Genomic DNA, 19,857 nt, shown 5'->3' with positions numbered 1-19,857 from the left:
CTACCGCCGCATCACGGCGGGTTCGTGCCGGCGCAGCAGCCGGGCGACGACCAGGCCGTAGGCGACGGCCAGCACGACCAGCATGCCCATGTCGAGCAGCCAGACGCCCTGCCGGTGGGCGAACAGCGGGTCGTCGGTGAGCGCGCCGGGCACGGTCGCGTGCAGGTCGATGGTGGCGGCCATGGCGCCGAGCGCCCAGCGGGAGGGGACCAGCCAGGACAGCTGGTTGAGCACCGGGATGTGGTCGAGCTGCAGCAGCGCCCCGCAGAACACCACCTGGACGATGGCGACCAGCACCAGCAGCGGCATGGTCACCTCCTCCTTCTTCACCAGCGCGGAGATCAGCAGGCCGAGCATCATCGCGGTGAGCGAGAGCAGCGCGACGGCCAGGGTGATCTCCAGCAGCGGTGGCAGGAAGACCCCGCTGCCGCCCTGCGGTCTGAGCCGCACGCCGATCAGCGCGACCATGGTCAGCACCACCGACTGGACGACGGTGACGGTGCCCAGCACGACGACCTTGGAGCACAGGTACGCCGATCTGGACAGGCCGACGGCGCGTTCGCGCTGGTAGATCGTCCGTTCCTTGACCAGTTCGCGGACGGCGTTGGCCGCGCCGGTGAGCACGCCGCCGACGCACAGGATCAGCAGCGCGTTCAGCGCGGTGTCCTGGTTCAACCGGCCGCCGGCCAGCGCGTGCGCCATCGCGCCCATCACGAACGGCAGCGCGATCATCACGGCGAGGAAGGTGCGGTCGGCGGCGAGCGCGCTGGCGTACCGGCGGCACAGCGTGCCGACCTGGCCCGGCCAGCTGCGGGGTTCGGGCGGCGGCGCGGGGGTGGCGTCCGCGGGCAGCGCGCGTTCGGCGGGGGCGGGCGCGCCGGGCCGGTCGCCGGGCCGGTCGCCGGGGCGGCCGGCCGGTCCGGCGACGTACGTGCGGTAGGGGGCGGAGGCCCGGAACTCGCCGGCCCAGTCGCGGTCGCTCTGGTTCTCGAACGCCTCGAACGCCTCCGGCCAGTGCGCGAACCCGAAGTGCCGCAGCGTCTCGCCGGGCGGCCCGTACCAGGCGATCCGCCCGCCGGGGGCGAGCAGCAGCAGCCGGTCGCACAGGTCGAGGCTGAGCACGCTGTGGGTGACCACGATGACGGTCCGCCCGTCGTCGGCGAGGCCGCGCAGCATCTGCATCACGGACCGGTCCATGCCGGGGTCGAGCCCGCTGGTGGGTTCGTCGAGGAACAGCAGGGACGGCTTGGTGAGCAGTTCGAGGGCCACGCTGACCCGCTTGCGCTGGCCGCCGGAGAGGCTGGAGATGACCTGGTCGGCGCGTTTGCCGAGGCCGAGCTCGTCGATCACCTCCTCGACCCGGGCGGCCCGCTCCTCGGGCGCGGTGTCGTCGGGGAAGCGCAGCTCGGCGGCGTACGACAGGGCCTTCCGGACCGGCAGCTGGGTATGCAGGATGTCGTCCTGCGGGACGAGGCCGATCCGGCGGCGCAGTTCGGCGTAGTCGCGGTAGAGGTCGCGGCCGTCGTAGCGGACGGTGCCGCGGTCGGCGGGGCGCAGGCCGGTGAGCGCGTTGAGCAGGGTGGACTTGCCGGCGCCGCTCGGCCCGGCGACCGCGAGCAGGCACTTCTGGCCGACCGGGAAGGTGACCTGGTCGAGCAGGGTGCGCCCGCCGTCGACCTGGACGGTGAGGTCCTCCACGTCGAGGTCGATGTCGCCGCTGTCGACGAACTCCTGCAGCTCGTCGCCGACCAGGCAGAACACCGAGTGGCCGATTCCGACCAGGTCGCCGGGCCCGACCGGGGCCCGGCGGACGGCCTGGCCGTTCAGGTAGGTGCCGTTGTGGCTGTCCAGGTCGGCGATCTCGTAGCGGCCGTCGGGCGTGGCGCGCAGTTCCGCGTGGTGCCGGGAGACCGACAGGTCGCCGACCACCAGGTCGTTGTCGGTCGCGCGGCCGATCCGCACCACCCTGGTCGGCAGCGGCATCACGCTGGACGGCGGCCGGCGGGAACCGGTGATCGCGGTCAGCGCGGACGGGCGGTGGCCGGGCAGCGGGTGCACGGCGGTCGGCTCGGGCAGCGCGCTGAACGTGCAGCGCGGCCCGTCGCCCGGGCTGCCCAGGCAGAGCACGGTGCCGGGCTCGACCTCCAGGTGGACGACCCGGTGGCCGTCGGCGGCGTAGGTGCCGTTGGTGGAGCCGGTGTCGTCGACGATCCAGTGGCCGTCGCCGACGTGCAGTTCCGCGTGGTGCCAGGAGACCCGCGGATCGGTCAGCACGATGTCACTGGTGGGGTCGCGTCCGAGGGCGTACCTGCGGCTCGGGGTGATGACCGTGGAGTCGCCACCGGTTTCCAGGATCAGTTTCGGCGCGGTGAGCGCACCCTCTCGCTCTCCCATACGTCGATGCTAGACCGCGCGGCGAGCACCCGCCCGGGGGGCGGTTTTCGGCCCTTCGGGTGACAGTGGGAAGCGGTCGCCACGGATCGGGTACCTGTGGGGTCGGGACCGAGCGGCCCGTTGGGCGGCGGATGGGAGCGGGCTTGTGAACACCTGGGCAACCTGGACCACTCAGGGGATCCTCTCCGGGCACGGCGGCGTGAAGACCGTCGAGATCGGCGTCATCACCGGGGACCTGACGGTGCACACCATGTGGATCGAGGGCGAGGCGCGGCTGACCGTGCAGTACAGCGGCGCGCTCGACTGGTTCACCGTCGAGGGCAGCCCCGTGGCCGCCGCGGACGAGGCGGCGGCGCGCGAGGTGCACCAGCACATGGTGGAGGCCGTGAAGACGGGCGGGGGTGCGACCGCCCCGCGGGCCTGATCCGGGCGAGCCCCCCGGGCCGCCGCCGACGCGCCGTCGGCCGCGACCCGGGTTTCGTGCGTCCTCCCGGCCGCCGGACTCACGGGCAGGAGTAGTCGAACACCGCCTCGGCCGGGCGGGCGCCCGCGGGCTCCAGCACCTCCAGCCGGGCGCTCGCGGCGAACTCGCCGCGCCCCTGGAAGGTCCACTCCAGCGTCACCCCGGTGCGCCGGTGCCCGGCCGCCACGTGCTGGACGACCGGCCCCGAGTCGGTGCCGTCGCTGCGCACCCACCGGTAGCGCACCTCGCCCCCGCCGCCGTCGGTCTCCAACGTCCCGGCGATCACGGCGGTCCCGTCGCACCCGGGCCCGGCAGCGGGGGTGGTCACCGCCACGCCGACCACCCCGACGGGGCGCCCGTACCGGTCCCACAGCAGGTAGCCGAGCAGCACGAGCAGCAGCACCAACGGGACCAGCAGCCACCTGTCCCACCGCCGCGAGGGCGCCGCCGCGACCGCCTCCCCGCGCCACACCGCCGCCGCCCCCGGCGGCACCCCGGGCCCGAACCGCCGCAACCCGCCCGCCGGCCCGGGCCCGGGAACGGGCAGCGTCTGCGCCGGATCGATCCGGACGGTCTCGGCCACGGCGCCCAGCTCCACCGTCACCTCGGCGCCGCCCAGCCGGACGGTCCGCGAATCGTCCCGCGGGGCGGCGGGCCGCAGCTCCACGGTCGGATCGGGCGGAGCCGGCCTGCGAACGGGCCCGAGCCGGAAGCCGGGGTCGGGGGGAAGGTCGGTCATCGTCGCTCTCCGCTCACCTGAGGCAGAACACGGGGTACGGACCGCCGGCGGCAGGCTTCTGGGCAGCGGGGTCGCTGGTCACCACGACCCGCGCGTCCCAGGTCCGGCAGCCGGTGGTGAGGGTGCTGGTGATCCGGGTCGTCCCGACCGGTACCGGGGCGGACGTGGTCGTGCCGACCAGCGCGCCGGACGCGTCGTCGTACCAGGAGAAGGTGAGTGTCGCCGTACCCTTCCCCCGGACGGTGACCGGAACGGTCGCCGACACCGCCGTGTTGCCGCCCCTCAGCGACGGGGTGCCCAGCACCACCACGACCGGTGGCGCGGTACTCGGCGTCGGGGTCGGTGTGGGACTGGGACTGGGCGTGGCCGTCTGGCTGGGGGTCGGTTTCGGGGTGGTGCTGGGCTTCGCCGTCGGGCTCGGACTCAGGCTCGGGCTGGACGACGCGCTCGGGCTGGTCTCCTCGGTGGGCGGGGCCGACGGCGACGGGCCGGGGCTCTCGCTGGGCGGTGCCTCGCTCGCCGGTGGGGCGGCGGGTCGGACGCTGGTGGTGGCGGGCGGGGCGGTGGCCGGGCGCGGGTCGGCGACGGTGCCGTTCTCCCCGGCGGAGGCGACCGTCGCGAGCGCGCCCGCGACGAGGACGATCGCGCCGACGGTGGCGATCAGCCTCCCCCGGAACGGGACCCGCGGCGCAGGTCGCGGCGCGGCCAGCACGGTCGTCGCGTACGAGGTCGCGCCGGGCAGCGCGCCCTCGCCGAGCGCGGACGGCAGCAGCAGCGGCAGCAGGGCGACGAGGGCGGCCAGCCGCTTGCGTCCGCGCTCCTCCCAGTCCGCGCCGTAGGCGGCGCCGGCCGCCGCCTCCAGTTCGCCGACCAGGGCTTCCGCGCCCGGGGGCCGCTGTTCGGGGGTCTTGGCGAGTCCGGCGCGGATCAGCGGACGGAGGGCCTCGGGCGCCTGGGTGTCGGGGATCTCCGCCTCGGTGTGCTGGACGGCGAGCTCCATCAGCGTGGTGCCGGCGTACGGCTTGGCGCCGGTGAGGCACTCGAAGAAGGTCGCGGTGGCGGCGTACACGTCGGTGGCCGGGGAGGCGGGACGGCCGGCCCACTGCTCGGGGGCCATGTAGGCGGGCGTGCCGGCGACGGTGCCGCCGGTGCCGTCGCGCACCGCGATCCCGAAGTCGACAAGTTTCGACTCGCCGTCGGCCGTGACCAGCACGTTCCCCGGCTTGTAGTCGCGGTGCACGACGCCGGCCCGGTGCGCGGCGGCCAGGCCCAGCAGGGAGCCCTTGAGGACGGCCAGGGCGGCCTCGGGACCGGTGCCGCCCTCGGCGCGCAGCAGGTCGCGGAGCGAGACGCCCTCGACGAGCTCCATCACGATGGCCGCGCCGTGCGGGCCCTCGACGTACTCGTACAGGCGGGTGACGTGCGGGCTGTCGAGGGCGGCGAGCAGTTCGGCCTCGACCCGGAAGGCGGCCTGGTCGGGGTGGTCACCGAGCAGGTACTTGACGGCGACGGGGGTACCGGTGGCCAGGTGGCGGGCGAGGACGACGCGGCCGGACGCTCCGGCGCCCAGTTCGCGTCCGTGCGCGTAGTCGGGGAGTTCCCAGCGGGCGTCCCGCGCGGGTCGGTCGGCCGGTCCGCCGTCCGGCTGTCGGTCGTTCGTCACCTTGTCCACCCCCGGCGTCCCCGTGCTCCGCGGGGGCGCCCCGTCCGTCGCCTGCGGGCCGGCGCGGGTGCGCGGCCACCGGGAGTGACGCGCCCCCGGCCGGGCGGGTTCCGGCGCGGGGGCGGGGGAAGGTCACGATTCGGCTGTTTCGCACACTGATCGTCGGAGTTCGCCGGAACGGGCCGTCAGCGGGCCCGACGCGGCCCGGGCGGCGGGCCGCCGCCGGTCGGTGCGCCGCCACCGGCGGCGGGTGGTCACCAGGCGCTGTCGGAGGGCGGCGCGCTGCGGCGGCGGGCGGATTCGGCGGCCTCGGCGGCGGCGGAGCCCCGGTGGATCAGCTGCTGACCGAGGGCGGTGAGGGCGCGTCCGACGGCGAGTTCGTCGCCGATCGCCGGGTCGGCCGGGTCCTGGCGGCTGCGGTGGGCCTCGGCCTCGACCTCGATCAGGTTGACGCCGGTGTCGAGGACGGCGTGCGCCTGGGTGAGGTCGCCGGCCTCGACCACCCGCAACCGGACCGACCACTCGCTGCTGTGCGGTTCGGGGACCGCCATGTGCCCGCTCACCGGCGCTCCTCCTGCTGCGGGTCGGCGACCGGGTCGCCCTCCGCCTGGGACTCCTCCCGGGCGTGCATGGTCTGGTAGGAGGTGATGCCCTCCTCCGGGTCGGCGGCGCGGACGTCGTCCTCGTCCCGCCGGGCCTTCTCGTCGAGCCTGTCGCTCATCTCGGACATCCCGGGCTCCTCGCTCTGGCCCCCGCTCTCTCCCTCCAGCGTGCCCCCGCGGGCGGTCTCAGTCGAGTTCGGCCAGCAGGTCGGGGTTGACCAGCGCGACGACCGTCCGGACGTCCGCCGCCGCGACGGCGGGCCACAGCACGGCGCGGGCCGCCCGGTAGCGCTCGGCCAGCCGCTCCCGGTCCGCCGCGGGGAGCAGCGCGGCGCGGTCGGCGCGGGAGTTGTGCGCGTTGTCGGCGATCTTGACCAGGGTGGCGGCGTGGTCGGTGGCCACGTCCAGCAGCATCGTCCGGTAGTCGGTCCCGGGCTGCCGGGTCACCCGCCGGACGGTGGCCACCACGGCGGCGGGCACGCCCGCGGCCAGCAGCTCCCCGGCGGTGAGCGGGGTGTCCTCCAGCACGTCGTGCAGCAGCGCGGCCATCCGCAGGCCCGTGCCGAACGGCGCGACCCCGGCGGCCACGGCGCGCACGTGCTCCACGTACGGGACCCCGATCCGGTCGTACTGGCCGGCGTGCGCGCGGGCGGCGAGCGCGTCGACCTCGTCGAGGGTCAGGAACGGCGCGCTGCTCATGGTGGCTCCCCTTCTCCACTCCGTCCGGAGTACTCTGCCCGAAGTGCTCTGTCCGTCGTGCTCTGTCCGTCGTGCTCTGCCCGTCGTGCCTCGTCCGTGGTGCTCCGCCCGGCAGGGCCCTCGGCCGCACCCGGAGTGTTCCACGCGACGTGCTCCTCCCGTTCGGGGGCCGGCTCCCGGGGCACCGCGACGTATAGTCCGGTTGACCGAAGGGAGGGATCGTCCGGTGCGGGTGACCCCGATCTCCCCGGAGCGGCTGGTCTCGCTGCTCGCGGGGCGGATCCACGAACTGGCCGACGACGACCGGCGGCTGCGGGTCGCGTTCGACGGCGCGGCCGCCGCCCGGCCCGGCGAGCTGGCGGACGCCCTGGTGGAGCCGCTGCGGGTGCTCGGCCGACCGGTGCTGCGGGTGTCCGCGGACGACTTCCTGCGCCCGGCGTCGGTGCGCTTCGAGTACGGCAAGCAGGACGCCGACGCCTTCCACGACCTGTGGCTGGACCAGGGCGCGCTGCTCCGCGAGGTCCTCGACCCGCTCGAACCGGGCGGTGACGGCCGCGTCCTGCCCACCTTCTGGGACCGGACGGCCGACCGCGCGACCCGGGCCCGGTACGTGCAGCTTCCGCCGCGCGGCGTGCTGCTGCTGGACGGGCCGCTCCTGCTCGGCCGCTGGCTGCCGTTCGAACTGGCCGTGCACCTCGACCAGTGCGCCGCCGCGCTGGCCCGCCGCACCCCGGAGGCCGAGCGCTGGACGCTGCCGGCGTTCGAGCGCTACCGGGCCGAGACCGATCCGGGCGCGCTGGCCGACCTGACGGTGCGGGTCGAGGACCCCCGGCATCCGGCGCTGGTCGAACGGGACTGATCCCCGGGACTGACCCCGGCCCCGGGGGGCACCGGCCCGTCAGCCGGTCGGCACCGGGCCGTGCTGGCAGCGCGGGCACCAGTAGGCGACGCGATCCCGGTCGTGCCTGGCGGTGCGGATCGGGGTGCCGCAGCGCCGACAGGGGCGGCGGGCCCGGCCGTACACCCAGTGCTGCTGGCCGGGCCGGGGGTCTCCGGTGGTGACGTGGCCGGGCCGCAGCCGGTTGGCGTCCAGCAGCTGCCGGGCGCCCTCCAGCAGTTCGTCCGGGTCGGCCAGTTCGCCGACCGGCAGCCAGGGGGTGACGCCGGCCAGGAAGGGCAGCTCGTTGGCGTACACGTTGCCGATGCCGGCCAGGGTGCGCTGGTCGAGCAGGGCCGTGCTGACCGGGCGCAGCGGGTCGGCGAGCAGGCGGCGGCGCGCCTCGGCGGTGTCCCAGTCCGGGCCGAGCAGGTCGGGTCCGAGGTGGCCGACCACCCGGTGCTCCTCGGTGGTGCGCAGTAGTTGGACCACCGGCAGCCGGTAGCCGACGGCGGTGGCGTGCTCGGTGCCGAGGACCACCCGGACCTGGAAGGCGGGGCCGCCGCTCCAGCGCTCGCCGGGCCGGAAGGTCCGCCAGCGGCCGTCCATCCGCAGGTGGGTGTGGAGCGTCACGCCGCCCTCGAACCTGGTCAGCAGGTGCTTGCCGCGCGGCACCGTCTCCAGCACCCGGCGCCCCGTCAGGTCGGCGGTGGCGTGGGCCGGGACGCGGAAGTCCGACGCCGTCAGCGGGTGACCGGTGAGCGCCCGGTTCAGCTGGGTGGCGACGAGGTAGATGCTGTCTCCTTCGGGCACGCCCTCCATCATGCCGTCCCGCGCCGACACCGCGCCGGGCGCCCCTCCCGGCTTCCTGGCCGCCCCCGCCCTGCCGCCGCCCTGCCGCCGCCCGGCCCGTCGCGCTCCGCTCGAAGCGGAAATCCCTGGTCAGCGGGCCGGTCGTGCTCTACGGTCGGCGGAATGACGATCACTCACGAGGTGGCTGGAAACGGCCCCGCGGTGGTTCTGCTGCACTCTTCCGTCTGCGACCGGCGGATGTGGGACGGGCAGTGGGACGCCCTGCGCGCGGCCGGGTACCGCGTGCTGCGGTGCGATTTCCGCGGTTTCGGGGAGACCCCCTGCGCGGACCGCCCGTACGACAACCTGACCGACCTGGCGGAGCTGCTGGACGAGCTCGGCATCGAACGCGCCGCCCTGGTCGGCTCCTCCTTCGGCGGCCGGATCGCCCTGCAGTTCGCCGCCCTGCACCCCGACCGGGTCGGCTCGCTGACCCTGCTCTGCCCCGGCAGCCCCGACCACCGGCCGAGCCCCGAGCTGGAGGCCCTGGACGAACGGGAGGTCGAGCTGGTCGAGTCCGGTCGGCTGGACGAGGCGGTCGAGCTGATGGTGGACACCTGGCTCGGTCCGGACGCGGACGAGGCGACCCGGGCGAAGGTCCGGGTGATGCAGCGCAACGCGTACGAGGTGCAGCTGGCACCCGAGACGGAGATCTCCCCGACCCGGGTCGAGGTCGACCTGCGGGCGGCCGTGGCGCCCACCCTGGTGTACTCCGGCGCGCACGACCTGGCGGACTTCCGGCGGATCGCCGCCGACCTGGCGGCCCTGCTGCCGGACGCCGAGCACCGCGAACTCCCCTGGGCCGGCCACCTGCCCGCGCTGGAGCGCCCCGCGGAGACCGCCGAGCTCCTGCTCGCCCGGCTCGCCGAGGTCGCGGGACGGTAGGCCGCCCCCGTCCCGCCCCCCGCGTTCCGCTCTTCTCCGACTCCTCCGGGGTTCACTCCCCCGGGTGAATCCCGCTGGTCGGCCGAGCTGCCACGAGGTTTTGGCACCCGGCCGACCGTGCCGTTCCGGGGCACCCGCAAGCCGCTCCGGGGCGGGGAGAAACGGTTCGCCTCCGAGGGGGCGCCGTGCGCCTCTCTTCGAACGGACGGTGCCCGGGGTTCGAAAAAGCCCGTGCACACGATCGACCGCTCTGATGTGATGCCGCCTGATCAACCTCTCCCGAGAGGCCGCACCGCACCTTCTGGACGGCACCCATGCGCGATACGAACAACGGCTCCCCCACCTCCGCGCCGGAGGCCGTCCTGGCCCGGCTGGAGACTTACTACGACGCGGTTCCCCGGTTCTCCGCGACGACCGAGGAGCACGGCCCCTTCACCCTCTTCGTCCGCACCGGGCAGGGCTGGCACTACTACGGACGCCCCGCCCTGAACGGCCCCGGCACCTTCACGGCCGAGGACGTCGAGCGCGTCCGGTCCCGCCAGCGCGAGCTCGGCGCGCCCGAGAGCTTCGAATGGGTGCACGAGACCACGCCGGGCCTGCGCGCCGCCGTCGAGGCCGCCGGGCTGGAGGTGCACGAGCACCCGCTGCTGGTGCTCCACCTCGACGCCCCGCCGGTCGGCGCCGCGACCGCGTCGGCCTCCGCTCCGGCCGCGGCGGACGGCGCACCGCCGGTGCCGGACGGCGGCCCCGAGGTCCGGGTGCTCGCCGCCGACGATCCGCTGCTGGCCGGCGCCGTCACACTGCCGCACCTGGCCTTCGCCGAGGCCGGCACCGGCATCGGCGCGGCCGGGCCCGAACAGCTCGCCGAAGCGCTGAAGGCCCCGGAGACGGACGCCGCGGTGTCCCGGATGGCCGGGCGAATAGCGGCCGGGCGCACGGTCCTCGCCGCGACCGTCGGCCCGGACGGAGCGGTCACCGCCTCCGGCTGCCACCAGCCGGTCGGCGAGGTCAGCGAGATCGTCGCGGTGGCCACCCTGCCGGCGCTGCGCCGCCAGGGCCTGGCCCGCCGGGTCACCGCGCACCTGGTCGAGCACGCCCGTTCCTCCGGGGTGCGGACGGTGTTCCTCTCCGCCAGCGACGACGCGGTGGCGCGGATCTACGAGAGCGTGGGCTTCCGTCGCACAGCCACCGCCCTGATCGCCGAGCCGCCCGCCCAGGGCTGACCGGCCAGGGCTGACCGAGCCCGTCCGGACCGGGACGGCGGTGCGGGACGCGGCGCGTCGCCCCGGTCCGGGACGGAGGGGTGCCCTCGGGGGGGAGCCTCAGGAGAAGAGGGCGGAGCGGAGCTTGAGACGGTCGGAGGCACGGCCGCCCGGGCGGAGGCTGTAGTAGTCCCCGTCGCAGTCGGGGCCGGTGAACACGGTGACGGTCGAACCGGTGAAGTTCTGCGGCGCGAAGGCGGGTTCGGTGGTGTCGGGGTCCGCGACCTCCGGGAGGGTCACGCAGGTACGGCTGTCCGGTTCGACCAGGACGCCGGCCGCCCGGTTCCCGAAGTCGTCGTAGTAGGTGTACCGGAACTCGCCCACGGCCGCACCGGCCGGAGTGGGCAGGGCGAGCAGCAGGGCGAGCGAGGCAGCGGCGGCGGCAACCGTCTGGCGCAGGTGCATGAGGTGGAACGGCCTTCCTGGTCGGGTGCGTCGACGGATCGGAACGGGGCGCCCGACCCGGCGTGCACCACCGTAGGGGCGGGCCGCGGAGCCGAATCGATTCTGTCCGGCGGGTTCGCGCGTCGCCGCTGCGGGCGATCGGACGAGGACGAAGGGACGTCAAGTGGGAGGAATGCCAACGGACATCACGGATGTCGAGCACGCGTTCGGGTGTTAGAACCGGCGTCCAGCGGGCACATGTGTTGCTACCTGGGAGCAGGGGTCGCGCCGGCGGGGAAGGCCGGGGCGTGCCTGCCTTGCGGCGCGGAGGTGGTTGATGGACGGACCCGCACTCTCCCCGCGTGAGCTACTGATCCTCCAGCAGATCGAGGCCGAGCTGGGGAGCGATCAGGAGCTGGAGCGCGAGCTGCGCACGATGCGGCCGGCGAGGCTGGCACGACTACGACGGACGCTGGTGGCGCGGCCGTGGATCGTGGTCGCGGTGATCTCGTGCTGCCTGGCCGTCTCGTTCGGGCTGCTGGCGCTGGCGGTGCTGTTGAACCAACCGGTCCTGCTCCTGGCCGTGGTGATCGGCTGGGCGGTGGTGCTGGTGATGCTGATGGTGGTCGCGACGCACCTGCGTCGGCGCGGACGAAGCCGCCGGGACTGATCCGACCGGACGGTCCCGCCACCCGCCCCGCCCGGCCGCCCCGGTCGCCAGGGAGCTGGACGGCGGACCACGTGGCGGGACGGAACGACGAGGAGAGGCGGAGGGCTCGGCGGGGTCAGACGCCGGGCAGACCGGTCTCCAGTCCGTCCAGGGCGTGGGAGCAGGGGCAGTCGCGGGTGGTGGGGAGGGATTCGAGGGTGGTGAGCAGGACGGTGCGCAGGCGGTCGAGGTTGTGGGCGAAGACTTGGAGTACTTCGGTGTGGGTGACGCCCTGGCCGGTCTCGACGCCGGCGTCGTGGTCGGTGACCAGGGCCAGGGAGGTGTAGCAGAGGGCGAGTTCGCGGGCGAGGACGGCTTCGGGGTGGCCGGTCATGCCGACGGCGGACCAGCCGTTGGCGGTGAACCAGCGGGATTCGGCGCGGGTGGAGAAGCGCGGGCCCTCGATGACGGCCAGGGTGCCGCCGTCGACGGGCTCCCAGGCCAGGGCGCGGGCGGCGGTCAGGGCGGCGGTGCGGCCGCGGGGGCAGTAGGGGTCGGCCGCCGAGACGTGGACGACCTCGGGGATGGAGCCGTCGGGCAGGACGCGGCCGTCGTAGTAGGTCTGGGCCCGTGCGCGGGTGAGGTCGACGAACTGGTCGGGGACCAGCAGGGTGCCGGGGCCGTGGGCGGGGCGCAGGCCGCCGACGGCGCAGGGGGCCAGGACCTGGCGCACGCCCAGGGCGTGCAGGGCCCACAGGTTGGCGCGGTAGTTGATGCGGTGCGGCGGCAGGTGGTGGCCGCGGCCGTGCCGGGGCAGGAAGGCGACCCGTCGGCCGGCCACCTCGCCGACCGACAGGGCGTCGGAGGGCGGCCCGTAGGGGGTCTCCACGCGCACCTCGGTGACATCGTCGAGCAGGGCGTACAGGCCGGAACCACCGATGACGCCGAGTTCGGCTTTCGAGATGCCGTCGATGCGGGGCGGGTGGACGTCGGCCATGGCTCTCCCTCGGCTCTGTCTTTCGGTCGGTCGCGGTCCCGCTCGCCCGGCTCCGGTCGGGCCGGGCCTGACCGGAGCCGCGGTGCGCGGGATCGGTGCGCGGGCGGAGCGGCCCGGCCACGCACCGCGGGCACGCTCCCACCCTACGAGCAGTCAGCTCCGGCGCCCCGCACCGGCGGTCGCGGTGCGCCGCCCCACCGGCGCCCCGCCCGGTCCGGGTCCGGGTCCGTCCCCGGGTCCCGCCCCTGGTCCCGGGCCCGGCCGCCCCGCCACGGCGTCCGCGTACAGTGGGCAGCTCCGGGCGCGGGGCCGAGCGGTCGTGGTGGACGACCGCGGTGGACGGCGGCGAACGACTACGGCGAGGGACGGTGCGATGAGCGGGCGGGTGGCGGTGCACTCCGGTGGTGCGGTGGCGGGGGCGCACCGGCCGCTGGTCTGGCGGACGCTGCCGGAGGTGCCGGACGCGGCGGTCCTGGTGCTGCACGGCGGTAAGGAGTTCGGGGCCGCGCCGCCGTCGGCGTTGAACCTGCCGGGGCTGCGGATGCTGCCGTTCGCGAAGGCGGTGCAGCGCGGGGCGGTGGCGGCGGGCGGGCGCTCGCTGGCGGTGGGCACGGTGCGTTACCGGTGCCGGGGCTGGAACGGCGACCGGGCGGACGCGGCCCGGGACGCGGAGGCCGCACTGTCCGACCTGGTCGAACGGCTGGGGCCGGTGCCGACGGTGCTGCTCGGGCACTCGATGGGCGCCCGGGCGGCGCTGCGGGCGGCCGCCCACCCGTGCGTGCGGGGCGTGGTGGCGCTGGCGCCGTGGTGCCCCCGGGACGAGCCGACCGCGCACCTGCGGGACCGCTCGGTGCTGATGCTGCACGGGGACCGGGACAAGGTCACCCCGCCCGGCGACACCGACCTGTTCGCCCTGCGGGCCCGGGGCGACGGCGCGCGGGTGGCCGGTTACCGGGTGCTGGGCGGCGGTCACACCCTGATGCGGCGGGCCGGCGACTGGCACCGCGCCGCCGCCGCCCTCTCCCTGGCCCTGCTGGGCCTGGGCCCGCTCCCCGAGGAGGTCGGCGCCGCCCTCGCCCGGCACGGCCGGGACCGGGAGGGCCTGCACATCCCTCTCTCCGGCCGCCGCTGACTCCGACCGCACCGCCGCCCCGGCTCCCGCTCCCGTCCGGAAGCCGGGGCGGCGCCCGCTCCGCGTCCGTTCTGCGTCCGTTCAGCGCGCGGGAAGACGGCAGGCGACGGGCGGGTGATCATCCGGTGACAGGTGGTGCGGATCAGGCTTCCGGCTCGCCTCGGGCGGGTAGGGAGCGCACACTCCGGTGGAGGGAGACGTCCGCCAATCGACTGAGGGAGGACCCGCCCATGGGGATCAGCCTGACCACTGATCGGCTCGTCGTCCGGGACTGGACACCGGACGACGCCGACGACGCGCTGGCCGTGTACGGCTCCACGGACGTCGCCCGCTGGCTGACGCCCGTGATGGACCAGGTCGCCGACGCCGGGGCGATGCGCGCGGTGCTGCACGGCTGGGCGCAGGAGCAGTCCGGGCTGCTGCCGCCGCGCGGGCGGTGGGCGGTGGAGCGCCGCGAGGACGGGAAGGTGGTCGGCGGTCTGGGGATCCGCCCGCTGCCGCCGTACGACGAGGACCTGGAGATCACCTGGCAACTCTCCCCGGAGGCCTGGGGGCAGGGCTACGCCACGGAGGCGGGCCTGGCGCTGCTGCGCTGGGCGTTCACGCAGGACATCGAGGAGGTCTTCGCGGTGGCCCGGCCGAAGAACGACCGGGCGCACGCGGTGGCGAAGCGGCTCGGCATGCGCTGGGTCGGCGAGACCACCAAGTACTACGGCCTGAACCTCCAGGTGTACCGGATCCGCCCGGCCGACCTGCCCGGCGACCGCCCCTGACCGGCCCGGGTCACTTCTCGGCGGGCAGCTCGTACACGTGGCCGGGGGTGGCGAGGGAGGTGACGACCTCGGCGAAGAGGGTGGAGGGTTCGCTGCCCTCGTGGATGATGTCGGTGTTCAGCAGGACGACCAGGGTGGCGTCCTGCTCGGGCAGGTAGAGGGTGACGCTCTCGTAGCCGGGCAGCGAGCCGTTGTGGCCGACCCAGCCGCCGACCCGGAACAGGCCGAGTCCGTAGCCCGCGCCGTCGCCGAAGCCGGGGACGGGCAGGAACTTCTCGCGTTCGGCCTGGGTGGCGGGACTGAGCAGGGTGCCGGTGGCGAGGGTCTTCGCCCAGCGGTGCAGGTCGTGCAGGTCGGAGATCATCGCGCCGGCCGCCCAGCCCCAGGAGGGGTTCCAGTGCGTGGCGTCGGCGGTGGAGCCGTCGAGGGTCTGGTCGGTGTAGCCGTGCGCGTAGGGGCGGGGCAGTTCGGCGGCGCGCGGGAAGAGCGTGTGCTCCAGGTGGGCGGGCCGGGTGACGTTGCGGTGGATGAAGTCGCGCAGCGGCATCCGGCCGAGCTTCTCGACCAGCAGGCCGAGCAGCACGGTGTTGGTGTTCGAGTACTGGTAGTCGGTGCCGGGCGGGAAGACGTTGTCGTGCTTGAAGGCGTACGAGAGCAGTTCCTGCGGGGTGAACGGCCGCTGCGGGTCGGTGAGCAGGGCCTGCACGAAGTCGTCGTCGAAGGTGTACGAGTAGAGTCCGCTGCGCATCTCGGCGAGTTGGCGGACGGTGATGTGCTCCCCGTCGGGGACGCCGTCGAGGTACCGGCCGATCGGGTCGTCGAGGCCGAGCAGGCCCCGGTCGACGAGTTCGAGCACGGCGGTGACGGTGAAGGTCTTGGTCTCGCTGCCGATCCGCATCCGCAGGTTGGGGGTCATCGGCTGTCCGGTGTCCCGGTCGGCGACGCCGTCGGCGTGGACGTAGGTGCCGCGTCCCGGCAGCCATAGTCCGACGATCACACCGGGCGTGCCGGTCCGTTCCCGGACGTCGGCGATCGCCGCGTCCAGCCGGGCCGCGAGTGCGGGGTCGAGCGGGCAGTCCTCGTCCCTCGGCGGGTGGACGGGGCGGTGGGCGGGCTTCAGCGCGGGGCGGGCGAACGGGGCCCCGGAGTCGGCCGCGGCCGGGGCGGCGGGGACGAGGGTGCTCAGGGCGAGCAGGGCGACGGCGAGTCGGCGGGCGCGGGGACGGCGCATGGCGGGCATCTCTCCCGGGAGGGTGCGGACGTTTCCGCACAGGTCACCACCCCGAGCGCCCCCGGCACGTCCCGCCGCCCGCCCGCGCCGCGCGATTCCACCCGTGCGGCGGGCCGCCGACCCGCCTGCTGACAGGGCGTCAGCAGTCTTCCGTCGAGCGGGTCCCCGGCCGACGGGCCCTCACCGGGCCGGGCGGACCGGGTGCTTGCTCAGGATCGACACCCGGTTGAACGCGTTGATGGCGATCGCCACCCAGATCACCGCCGAGATCTCCGGGTCTCCGAACACCTCCCGGGCCTGCGCGTACGCCGCCTCCTGGGCGGTCGCGTCGGCGGGGTGGGTGGTCGCCTCGGCCAGCGCGAGGGCGGCGCGCTCGCGCGCGTCGAACACGGCGGCGTCCCGCCAGGCGGCTAGCACGCCGAGCCGCTGCACGCTCTCGCCCTCCTTGAGCGCGGCCTTGGTGTGCACGTCCAGGCAGTAGGCGCAGCCGTTGAGCTGCGAGACCCGCAGGTTGACCAGCTCGACCAGGCGGCGGTCGAGCCCGGCGTCGGCGGCCGCCTGCCGGACGGCCTCGGCCGTGCCCACCATGGCCCGGAACGCCTGCGGGGTCTGCTTGTCGACGTAGACCCGACCGTTCGGGGTCGTCACCTCGGTCACCTGGACTCTCCTCGCACGCGCGCGTTGCGCACTGGTGTTGGTCGGACGTTCGGATCCATGATAGTTGAAGATGTAACGATCTGCTGGACGTGTTCGCCGACCGCCGGCGGGCACCGGAGGGAGCACCCGATGAGCACCACCGAGAACGGACCGGCCACCACCGGCGGCCCGGCCGTCGCGAACGGCCCGGCCCCGCGGGCCGGCGCGGCCGAAGTCCTGCCCCCGCGGGACGTCCCGCTCGGCGGCCCGCGCGCGATGACCGTCCGCCGCACCCTCCCGCAGCGCGAGCGCACCTTGATCGGCGCCTGGTGCTTCGTCGACCACTACGGCCCCGACGACGTCGCCACCACCGGCGGGATGGACGTCGCCCCGCACCCGCACATCGGCCTGCAGACCGTCAGCTGGCTGTTCAGCGGCGAGATCGAGCACCGCGACAGCCTCGGCGTGCACGCCTTCGTCCGCCCCGGCGAGCTCAACCTGATGACGGCCGGGCACGGCATCGCGCACTCCGAGACCTCCACCGCCGCCACCACCGTGCTGCACGGCGTCCAACTCTGGGTCGCCCTCCCCGACGCCCACCGGCACACCGGCCGCGACTTCCACCACCACGTCCCCTCCCCCGTCCCGCTGCCCGGCGGCGGCGAGGCCCGGGTCTTCCTCGGCACCCTGGCTGGCGACACCTCCCCCGTCCCCACCTTCACCCCGCTGCTCGGCGCCGAACTCACCCTCCCCGCCGGCGCCACCACCACCCTGGACGTCGACCCCGCCTTCGAACACGGCCTCCTCGTCGACCAGGGCGACGTCCTCTTCGCCGACACCCCCCTGCACCCCGCCGACCTCGGCCACCTCCCGCCCGGCCGCACCGCCCTCACCGTCACCAACACCTCCCCCACCCCCGCCCGCCTGGTCCTCCTCGGCGGGCCGCCCTTCGGCGAACAGATCGTCATGTGGTGGAACTTCATCAGCCGATCCAGTGAGGAGATCGTACAAGCACGGCTCGACTGGGAGAAGGGGGTCCGGTTCGGCGAAGTCCAGGGCTACCCGGGCGACCGACTGCCCGCCCCGGAGCTCCCGAACGTGACCCTCAAAGCGCGCGGAAACCGCGACTGACCTGCGGAAACTCGTGGTCGGAGCGGTCGCATTCACCGGAGCGGAACGGGCGCTCCACGGCCGCCTCCGACAAGGGCTCCAGCACTGACGAACGTTTTTGGCAAGGGCTTCAAGTACAGTCACGGCCAGCCTGTCGCTTCCCATCTATAGGCATGTTTTGCAGGGTCTGGGTGGATGAATGCTGACCTTTTGCTGACTTTACTGACTACCCGTCAGCTTCCTGCGAAGCCCTATCGGACCAGGTGGCAGACGCGCTGGAAGACCAGCTCGGCCGGCGCACGGACGATTGAGCCTGCGGCGAAGACACCCAACTTCGCCCTGCCAGGAGTGCGCACAGCCTCGGAGAGCCCGACCCATGACATTCCCGTCCCACTGCGGCGCCGCCAAGACCAACAGCAAGCTGGCACCCACCTCCTCACCAGCTGCTAGAGGACGGTCACCACCGAGACGGCATGAAACTGAGAGAACGGCCACCACACTGCCACCCCCACCCGGGCGATCTTGCTTCAAGCCAGTTATTAATGAGCACTCCTGCGGGCCGGGCCGGAAGCGGTCCGGCGCTAGGCCATGTCGTCAAAGTGATCACGCCCACATGAGGAGTGCGGCGAGGGTGACGGCCGCTTGGTAGGACTTGGCCGTCTTGTCATACCGGGTGGCGAGGCCGCGCCACTGCTTCAAGCGGTTGAAGCACCGTTCGACGACGTTGCGTTGCTTGTAGAGACGCTTGTCGAAGGCGTACGGCCGTCCGCCCCGGCGACCTCGACGCTGTCGGTTGGCGACCTGGTCGAGGCGCTCGGGGATGGTGTGGGTGATGCGATGGCGCCGCAGCCATGCGCGGATCGGCTTCGAGCTGTAGCCCTTGTCCCCGATGACGTGGTCAGGGCGGACGCGCGGTCGGCCCGGGCCGACGCGAGGTACCCGGATCGCGTCCATCACGGCGGTGAACTGCGTGCAGTCATTGGTGTTTCCGCTGGTGAGAACGAACGCCAGCGGACGGCCGAATCCGTCGACGACCAGGTGGATCTTGGTGGTCAGTCCGCCCCGGGACCGTCCGAGTGCCTGGTTGCGGGTCCCCCTTTTCGGGCCCCGGCGGCGTGCTGGTGGGCGCGGACGATGGTGGAGTCGACCGAGACGAGCCAGTCGATGGAGCCGGCAGCATCCGCCTTCGCCTGGGCCGCCCGCAGCATCCGCTCGAACGTCCCGTCGCCGGCCCAGCGACGGAAGCGGGTGTGCAGGGTTGCCCAGGACCCGTACCGCTCGGGCACATCACGCCAGGCCAGACCCGTGCGGAACTTCCACACGATGCCGTTCAGCACCGTTCGGTCGTCCAAGCGCGGGCGCCCCGTCGCCGGCCTGGGCAGCAGCGGCCGGACCAACTCCCACTCGGCATCGGACAGCTCATGGCGACGTATCACCGCACCATGATCCACTACCCAAGATCACTTTGACCACATATCCTAGGGTGGCCTCCGTGGCGGACGTCCCGACGGCAGCGGCAGCCTCCTCAAAGCCCTGGACACGGTGCTCGACCGCGCTTGCCGACCGCCCACCGGCTTCTCCCGCGCCAAGCAACTGCGCTGGGTGGCTAGTGAATTGCGCACCGCCCTGGAGCGCAGCGCGATTCCGCTGGCTGCCGGCCATTCCCTCGGCTCGCTCCTCGTCCTCGCCGCCTACCTCGCGGCCGCTGAGCAAGGGCTGCTACGACGCAAACCCGCCACCCAACCTGACCAACCCTCCCCCGCGTCCATGCGCGTGCGCGAGGACTGCCTGCGTACCCTCGCTATCCAAGCGGGCCTCACCCTCCGCGACACCGCCGAGCCCCCGGCCCCGGCGACGAGACCACCGACGCCCTGTGGGTCAGCAACGCCCCCAGCGGCCACCCCCGCCCCAGCCTGCCCCTGCACTTCTGCGGCCTCGCCCGCACCATCCACAACCTCAACACCGACATGGCCTCAGAATCCGGCTGGCACTCACTCCCCAACACACGGAATCCCTGCGCTGCGCCGTCCGACTCCAACCTGACGACACCATCGGCCTCAACAAGATGACCCTCCGCCGTGGCAGTGACAACCGCTCGCAACAGCCGAGTCGGCGCCGAAATTGAATGCGCTCCCGATCCTCCAGGGTTGATGACGGCCACGTACGCGATGTGGCAGGCGATCCGGGAGCCCGCGTTCCCAACCCTCCAAGGTTCATGGCGGCGGGCAGGTGGGGGTGCCCGGCGCGGCCCCCTCAGGTTCCCAACCCTCCAGGGTTCATGACGGCGTTGGCATTCGGGTTCGAGTTGGCCGGGTTCCCAACCCACCAGGGTTGATGACGGCTCCCGTACACCCAGCAGGACGGCACCTACGTTCCGGGTTCCCATCCCTCCAGGGTTGATGACGGCCCGAAGTACCGCCGCGGATGGTTGTCCTGGTGGCAGGTTCCCAACCCTCCAGGGTTGATGACGGCGCCGAACCCGGCGTAGCCGAGGAGCGCGGAGACGGAG

The 19,857-nt window shown here is 74.1% G+C and carries 20 protein-coding genes and 1 CRISPR repeat array (1 of these 21 cut by a window edge); of the genes, 8 read left to right on the top strand and 12 right to left on the bottom strand.

From position 1 onward, the window contains the following. On the bottom strand, nt 1-2,394 hold the full coding sequence (locus ACZ3J7_RS28290) for an FHA domain-containing protein (protein ID WP_465625852.1): 2,394 nt from the start codon (nt 2,392-2,394) through the stop codon (nt 1-3). A gap of 145 nt (nt 2,395-2,539) precedes the next feature. Between ACZ3J7_RS28290 and ACZ3J7_RS28285 the strand changes: the two genes are divergently transcribed. Next, entirely contained in the window at nt 2,540-2,818 is a 279-nt protein-coding gene (locus tag ACZ3J7_RS28285; protein ID WP_376057634.1) for a hypothetical protein, read from the top strand. Nucleotides 2,819-2,897: 79 nt separating this feature from the next. Here the strand turns inward: ACZ3J7_RS28285 and ACZ3J7_RS28280 are convergent, their stop codons facing one another. From ACZ3J7_RS28280 to ACZ3J7_RS28260, 5 genes are all read right to left on the bottom strand, one after another. Beyond that, the gene (locus tag ACZ3J7_RS28280; RefSeq protein WP_465625850.1) at nt 2,898-3,596 is read right to left on the bottom strand and encodes a hypothetical protein; all 699 of its coding nucleotides are present in this window, start codon (nt 3,594-3,596) and stop codon (nt 2,898-2,900) included. 13 nt (nt 3,597-3,609) lie between these two features. Continuing rightward, nucleotides 3,610-5,259 (bottom strand): protein kinase domain-containing protein, encoded by a 1,650-nt coding sequence (locus ACZ3J7_RS28275; protein WP_465625848.1) that lies wholly within the window; start codon nt 5,257-5,259, stop codon nt 3,610-3,612. Nucleotides 5,260-5,513: 254 nt separating this feature from the next. Beyond that, nucleotides 5,514-5,822, bottom strand: coding sequence for a dsRBD fold-containing protein (locus ACZ3J7_RS28270; protein WP_465625846.1), 309 nt, complete (start codon nt 5,820-5,822; stop codon nt 5,514-5,516). After that, nucleotides 5,819-5,989, bottom strand: coding sequence for a hypothetical protein (locus ACZ3J7_RS28265; RefSeq protein WP_465625844.1), 171 nt, complete (start codon nt 5,987-5,989; stop codon nt 5,819-5,821). The genes ACZ3J7_RS28270 and ACZ3J7_RS28265 overlap by 4 nt, the downstream gene beginning before the upstream one ends. 58 nt (nt 5,990-6,047) lie before the next feature. Next, the gene (locus tag ACZ3J7_RS28260; RefSeq protein ID WP_465625842.1) at nt 6,048-6,560 is read right to left on the bottom strand and encodes an HD domain-containing protein; all 513 of its coding nucleotides are present in this window, start codon (nt 6,558-6,560) and stop codon (nt 6,048-6,050) included. Between the two features lie 226 nt (nt 6,561-6,786). On the opposite strand from ACZ3J7_RS28260, the gene ACZ3J7_RS28255 reads away from it, so the two are divergent. Continuing rightward, nucleotides 6,787-7,419: a nucleoside/nucleotide kinase family protein gene (locus ACZ3J7_RS28255; RefSeq protein ID WP_465625840.1), complete on the top strand. Its 633-nt coding sequence runs from the start codon at nt 6,787-6,789 to the stop codon at nt 7,417-7,419. Between the two features lie 39 nt (nt 7,420-7,458). On the opposite strand, the gene ACZ3J7_RS28250 is transcribed toward ACZ3J7_RS28255, so the two are convergent. Then, nucleotides 7,459-8,250, bottom strand: coding sequence for a DNA-formamidopyrimidine glycosylase family protein (locus tag ACZ3J7_RS28250; RefSeq protein WP_465625838.1), 792 nt, complete (start codon nt 8,248-8,250; stop codon nt 7,459-7,461). Nucleotides 8,251-8,412: 162 nt separating this feature from the next. Here ACZ3J7_RS28250 and ACZ3J7_RS28245 point away from each other — a divergent pair, with 162 nt between their 5' ends. Next, on the top strand, nt 8,413-9,174 hold the full coding sequence (locus ACZ3J7_RS28245; RefSeq protein ID WP_465625836.1) for an alpha/beta fold hydrolase: 762 nt from the start codon (nt 8,413-8,415) through the stop codon (nt 9,172-9,174). Nucleotides 9,175-9,488: 314 nt separating this feature from the next. Beyond that, nucleotides 9,489-10,397: a GNAT family N-acetyltransferase gene (locus ACZ3J7_RS28240; protein ID WP_465625834.1), complete on the top strand. Its 909-nt coding sequence runs from the start codon at nt 9,489-9,491 to the stop codon at nt 10,395-10,397. A gap of 99 nt (nt 10,398-10,496) precedes the next feature. Here ACZ3J7_RS28240 and ACZ3J7_RS28235 read toward each other — a convergent pair whose 3' ends face one another. Beyond that, complete coding sequence (locus ACZ3J7_RS28235; RefSeq protein ID WP_465625832.1) at nt 10,497-10,841, bottom strand: hypothetical protein; 345 nt, start codon at nt 10,839-10,841, stop codon at nt 10,497-10,499. 316 nt (nt 10,842-11,157) lie between these two features. On the opposite strand from ACZ3J7_RS28235, the gene ACZ3J7_RS28230 reads away from it, so the two are divergent. Then, nucleotides 11,158-11,490: a hypothetical protein gene (locus ACZ3J7_RS28230; RefSeq protein WP_465625830.1), complete on the top strand. Its 333-nt coding sequence runs from the start codon at nt 11,158-11,160 to the stop codon at nt 11,488-11,490. Between the two features lie 115 nt (nt 11,491-11,605). On the opposite strand, the gene ACZ3J7_RS28225 is transcribed toward ACZ3J7_RS28230, so the two are convergent. After that, nucleotides 11,606-12,466 carry an S-methyl-5'-thioadenosine phosphorylase gene (locus ACZ3J7_RS28225; RefSeq protein ID WP_465625828.1) on the bottom strand — a complete coding sequence of 287 codons (861 nt, stop codon included), beginning with the start codon at nt 12,464-12,466 and terminating at the stop codon, nt 11,606-11,608. Between the two features lie 373 nt (nt 12,467-12,839). Here ACZ3J7_RS28225 and ACZ3J7_RS28220 point away from each other — a divergent pair, with 373 nt between their 5' ends. Continuing rightward, nucleotides 12,840-13,598 (top strand): alpha/beta fold hydrolase, encoded by a 759-nt coding sequence (locus ACZ3J7_RS28220; RefSeq protein ID WP_465625826.1) that lies wholly within the window; start codon nt 12,840-12,842, stop codon nt 13,596-13,598. A gap of 230 nt (nt 13,599-13,828) precedes the next feature. Further along, nucleotides 13,829-14,371 (top strand): GNAT family N-acetyltransferase, encoded by a 543-nt coding sequence (locus ACZ3J7_RS28215; RefSeq protein WP_465625824.1) that lies wholly within the window; start codon nt 13,829-13,831, stop codon nt 14,369-14,371. Between the two features lie 10 nt (nt 14,372-14,381). On the opposite strand, the gene ACZ3J7_RS28210 is transcribed toward ACZ3J7_RS28215, so the two are convergent. Further along, nucleotides 14,382-15,602 (bottom strand): serine hydrolase domain-containing protein, encoded by a 1,221-nt coding sequence (locus ACZ3J7_RS28210; protein ID WP_465625822.1) that lies wholly within the window; start codon nt 15,600-15,602, stop codon nt 14,382-14,384. Between the two features lie 180 nt (nt 15,603-15,782). Continuing rightward, the gene (locus tag ACZ3J7_RS28205) at nt 15,783-16,250 is read right to left on the bottom strand and encodes a carboxymuconolactone decarboxylase family protein (protein WP_465626021.1); all 468 of its coding nucleotides are present in this window, start codon (nt 16,248-16,250) and stop codon (nt 15,783-15,785) included. Nucleotides 16,251-16,388: 138 nt separating this feature from the next. Here ACZ3J7_RS28205 and ACZ3J7_RS28200 point away from each other — a divergent pair, with 138 nt between their 5' ends. Continuing rightward, nucleotides 16,389-17,369, top strand: coding sequence for a pirin family protein (locus ACZ3J7_RS28200; RefSeq protein WP_465625820.1), 981 nt, complete (start codon nt 16,389-16,391; stop codon nt 17,367-17,369). Nucleotides 17,370-17,951: 582 nt separating this feature from the next. Here the strand turns inward: ACZ3J7_RS28200 and ACZ3J7_RS28195 are convergent. Continuing rightward, a protein-coding gene (locus ACZ3J7_RS28195) for an IS5 family transposase (protein ID WP_465626019.1) occupies nt 17,952-18,781 on the bottom strand; the annotation gives its coding sequence in 2 pieces (ribosomal slippage) (nt 17,952-18,449 and nt 18,452-18,781; 828 coding nt in all). 696 nt (nt 18,782-19,477) lie between these two features. After that, nucleotides 19,478-19,857: direct repeats of the CRISPR family, unit length 30 nt (it continues 2,154 nt past the right edge of the window).

Source organism: Kitasatospora sp. NPDC015121 (genome assembly GCF_055562955.1).
This window is presented reverse-complemented; position numbering and strand designations above follow the sequence as displayed.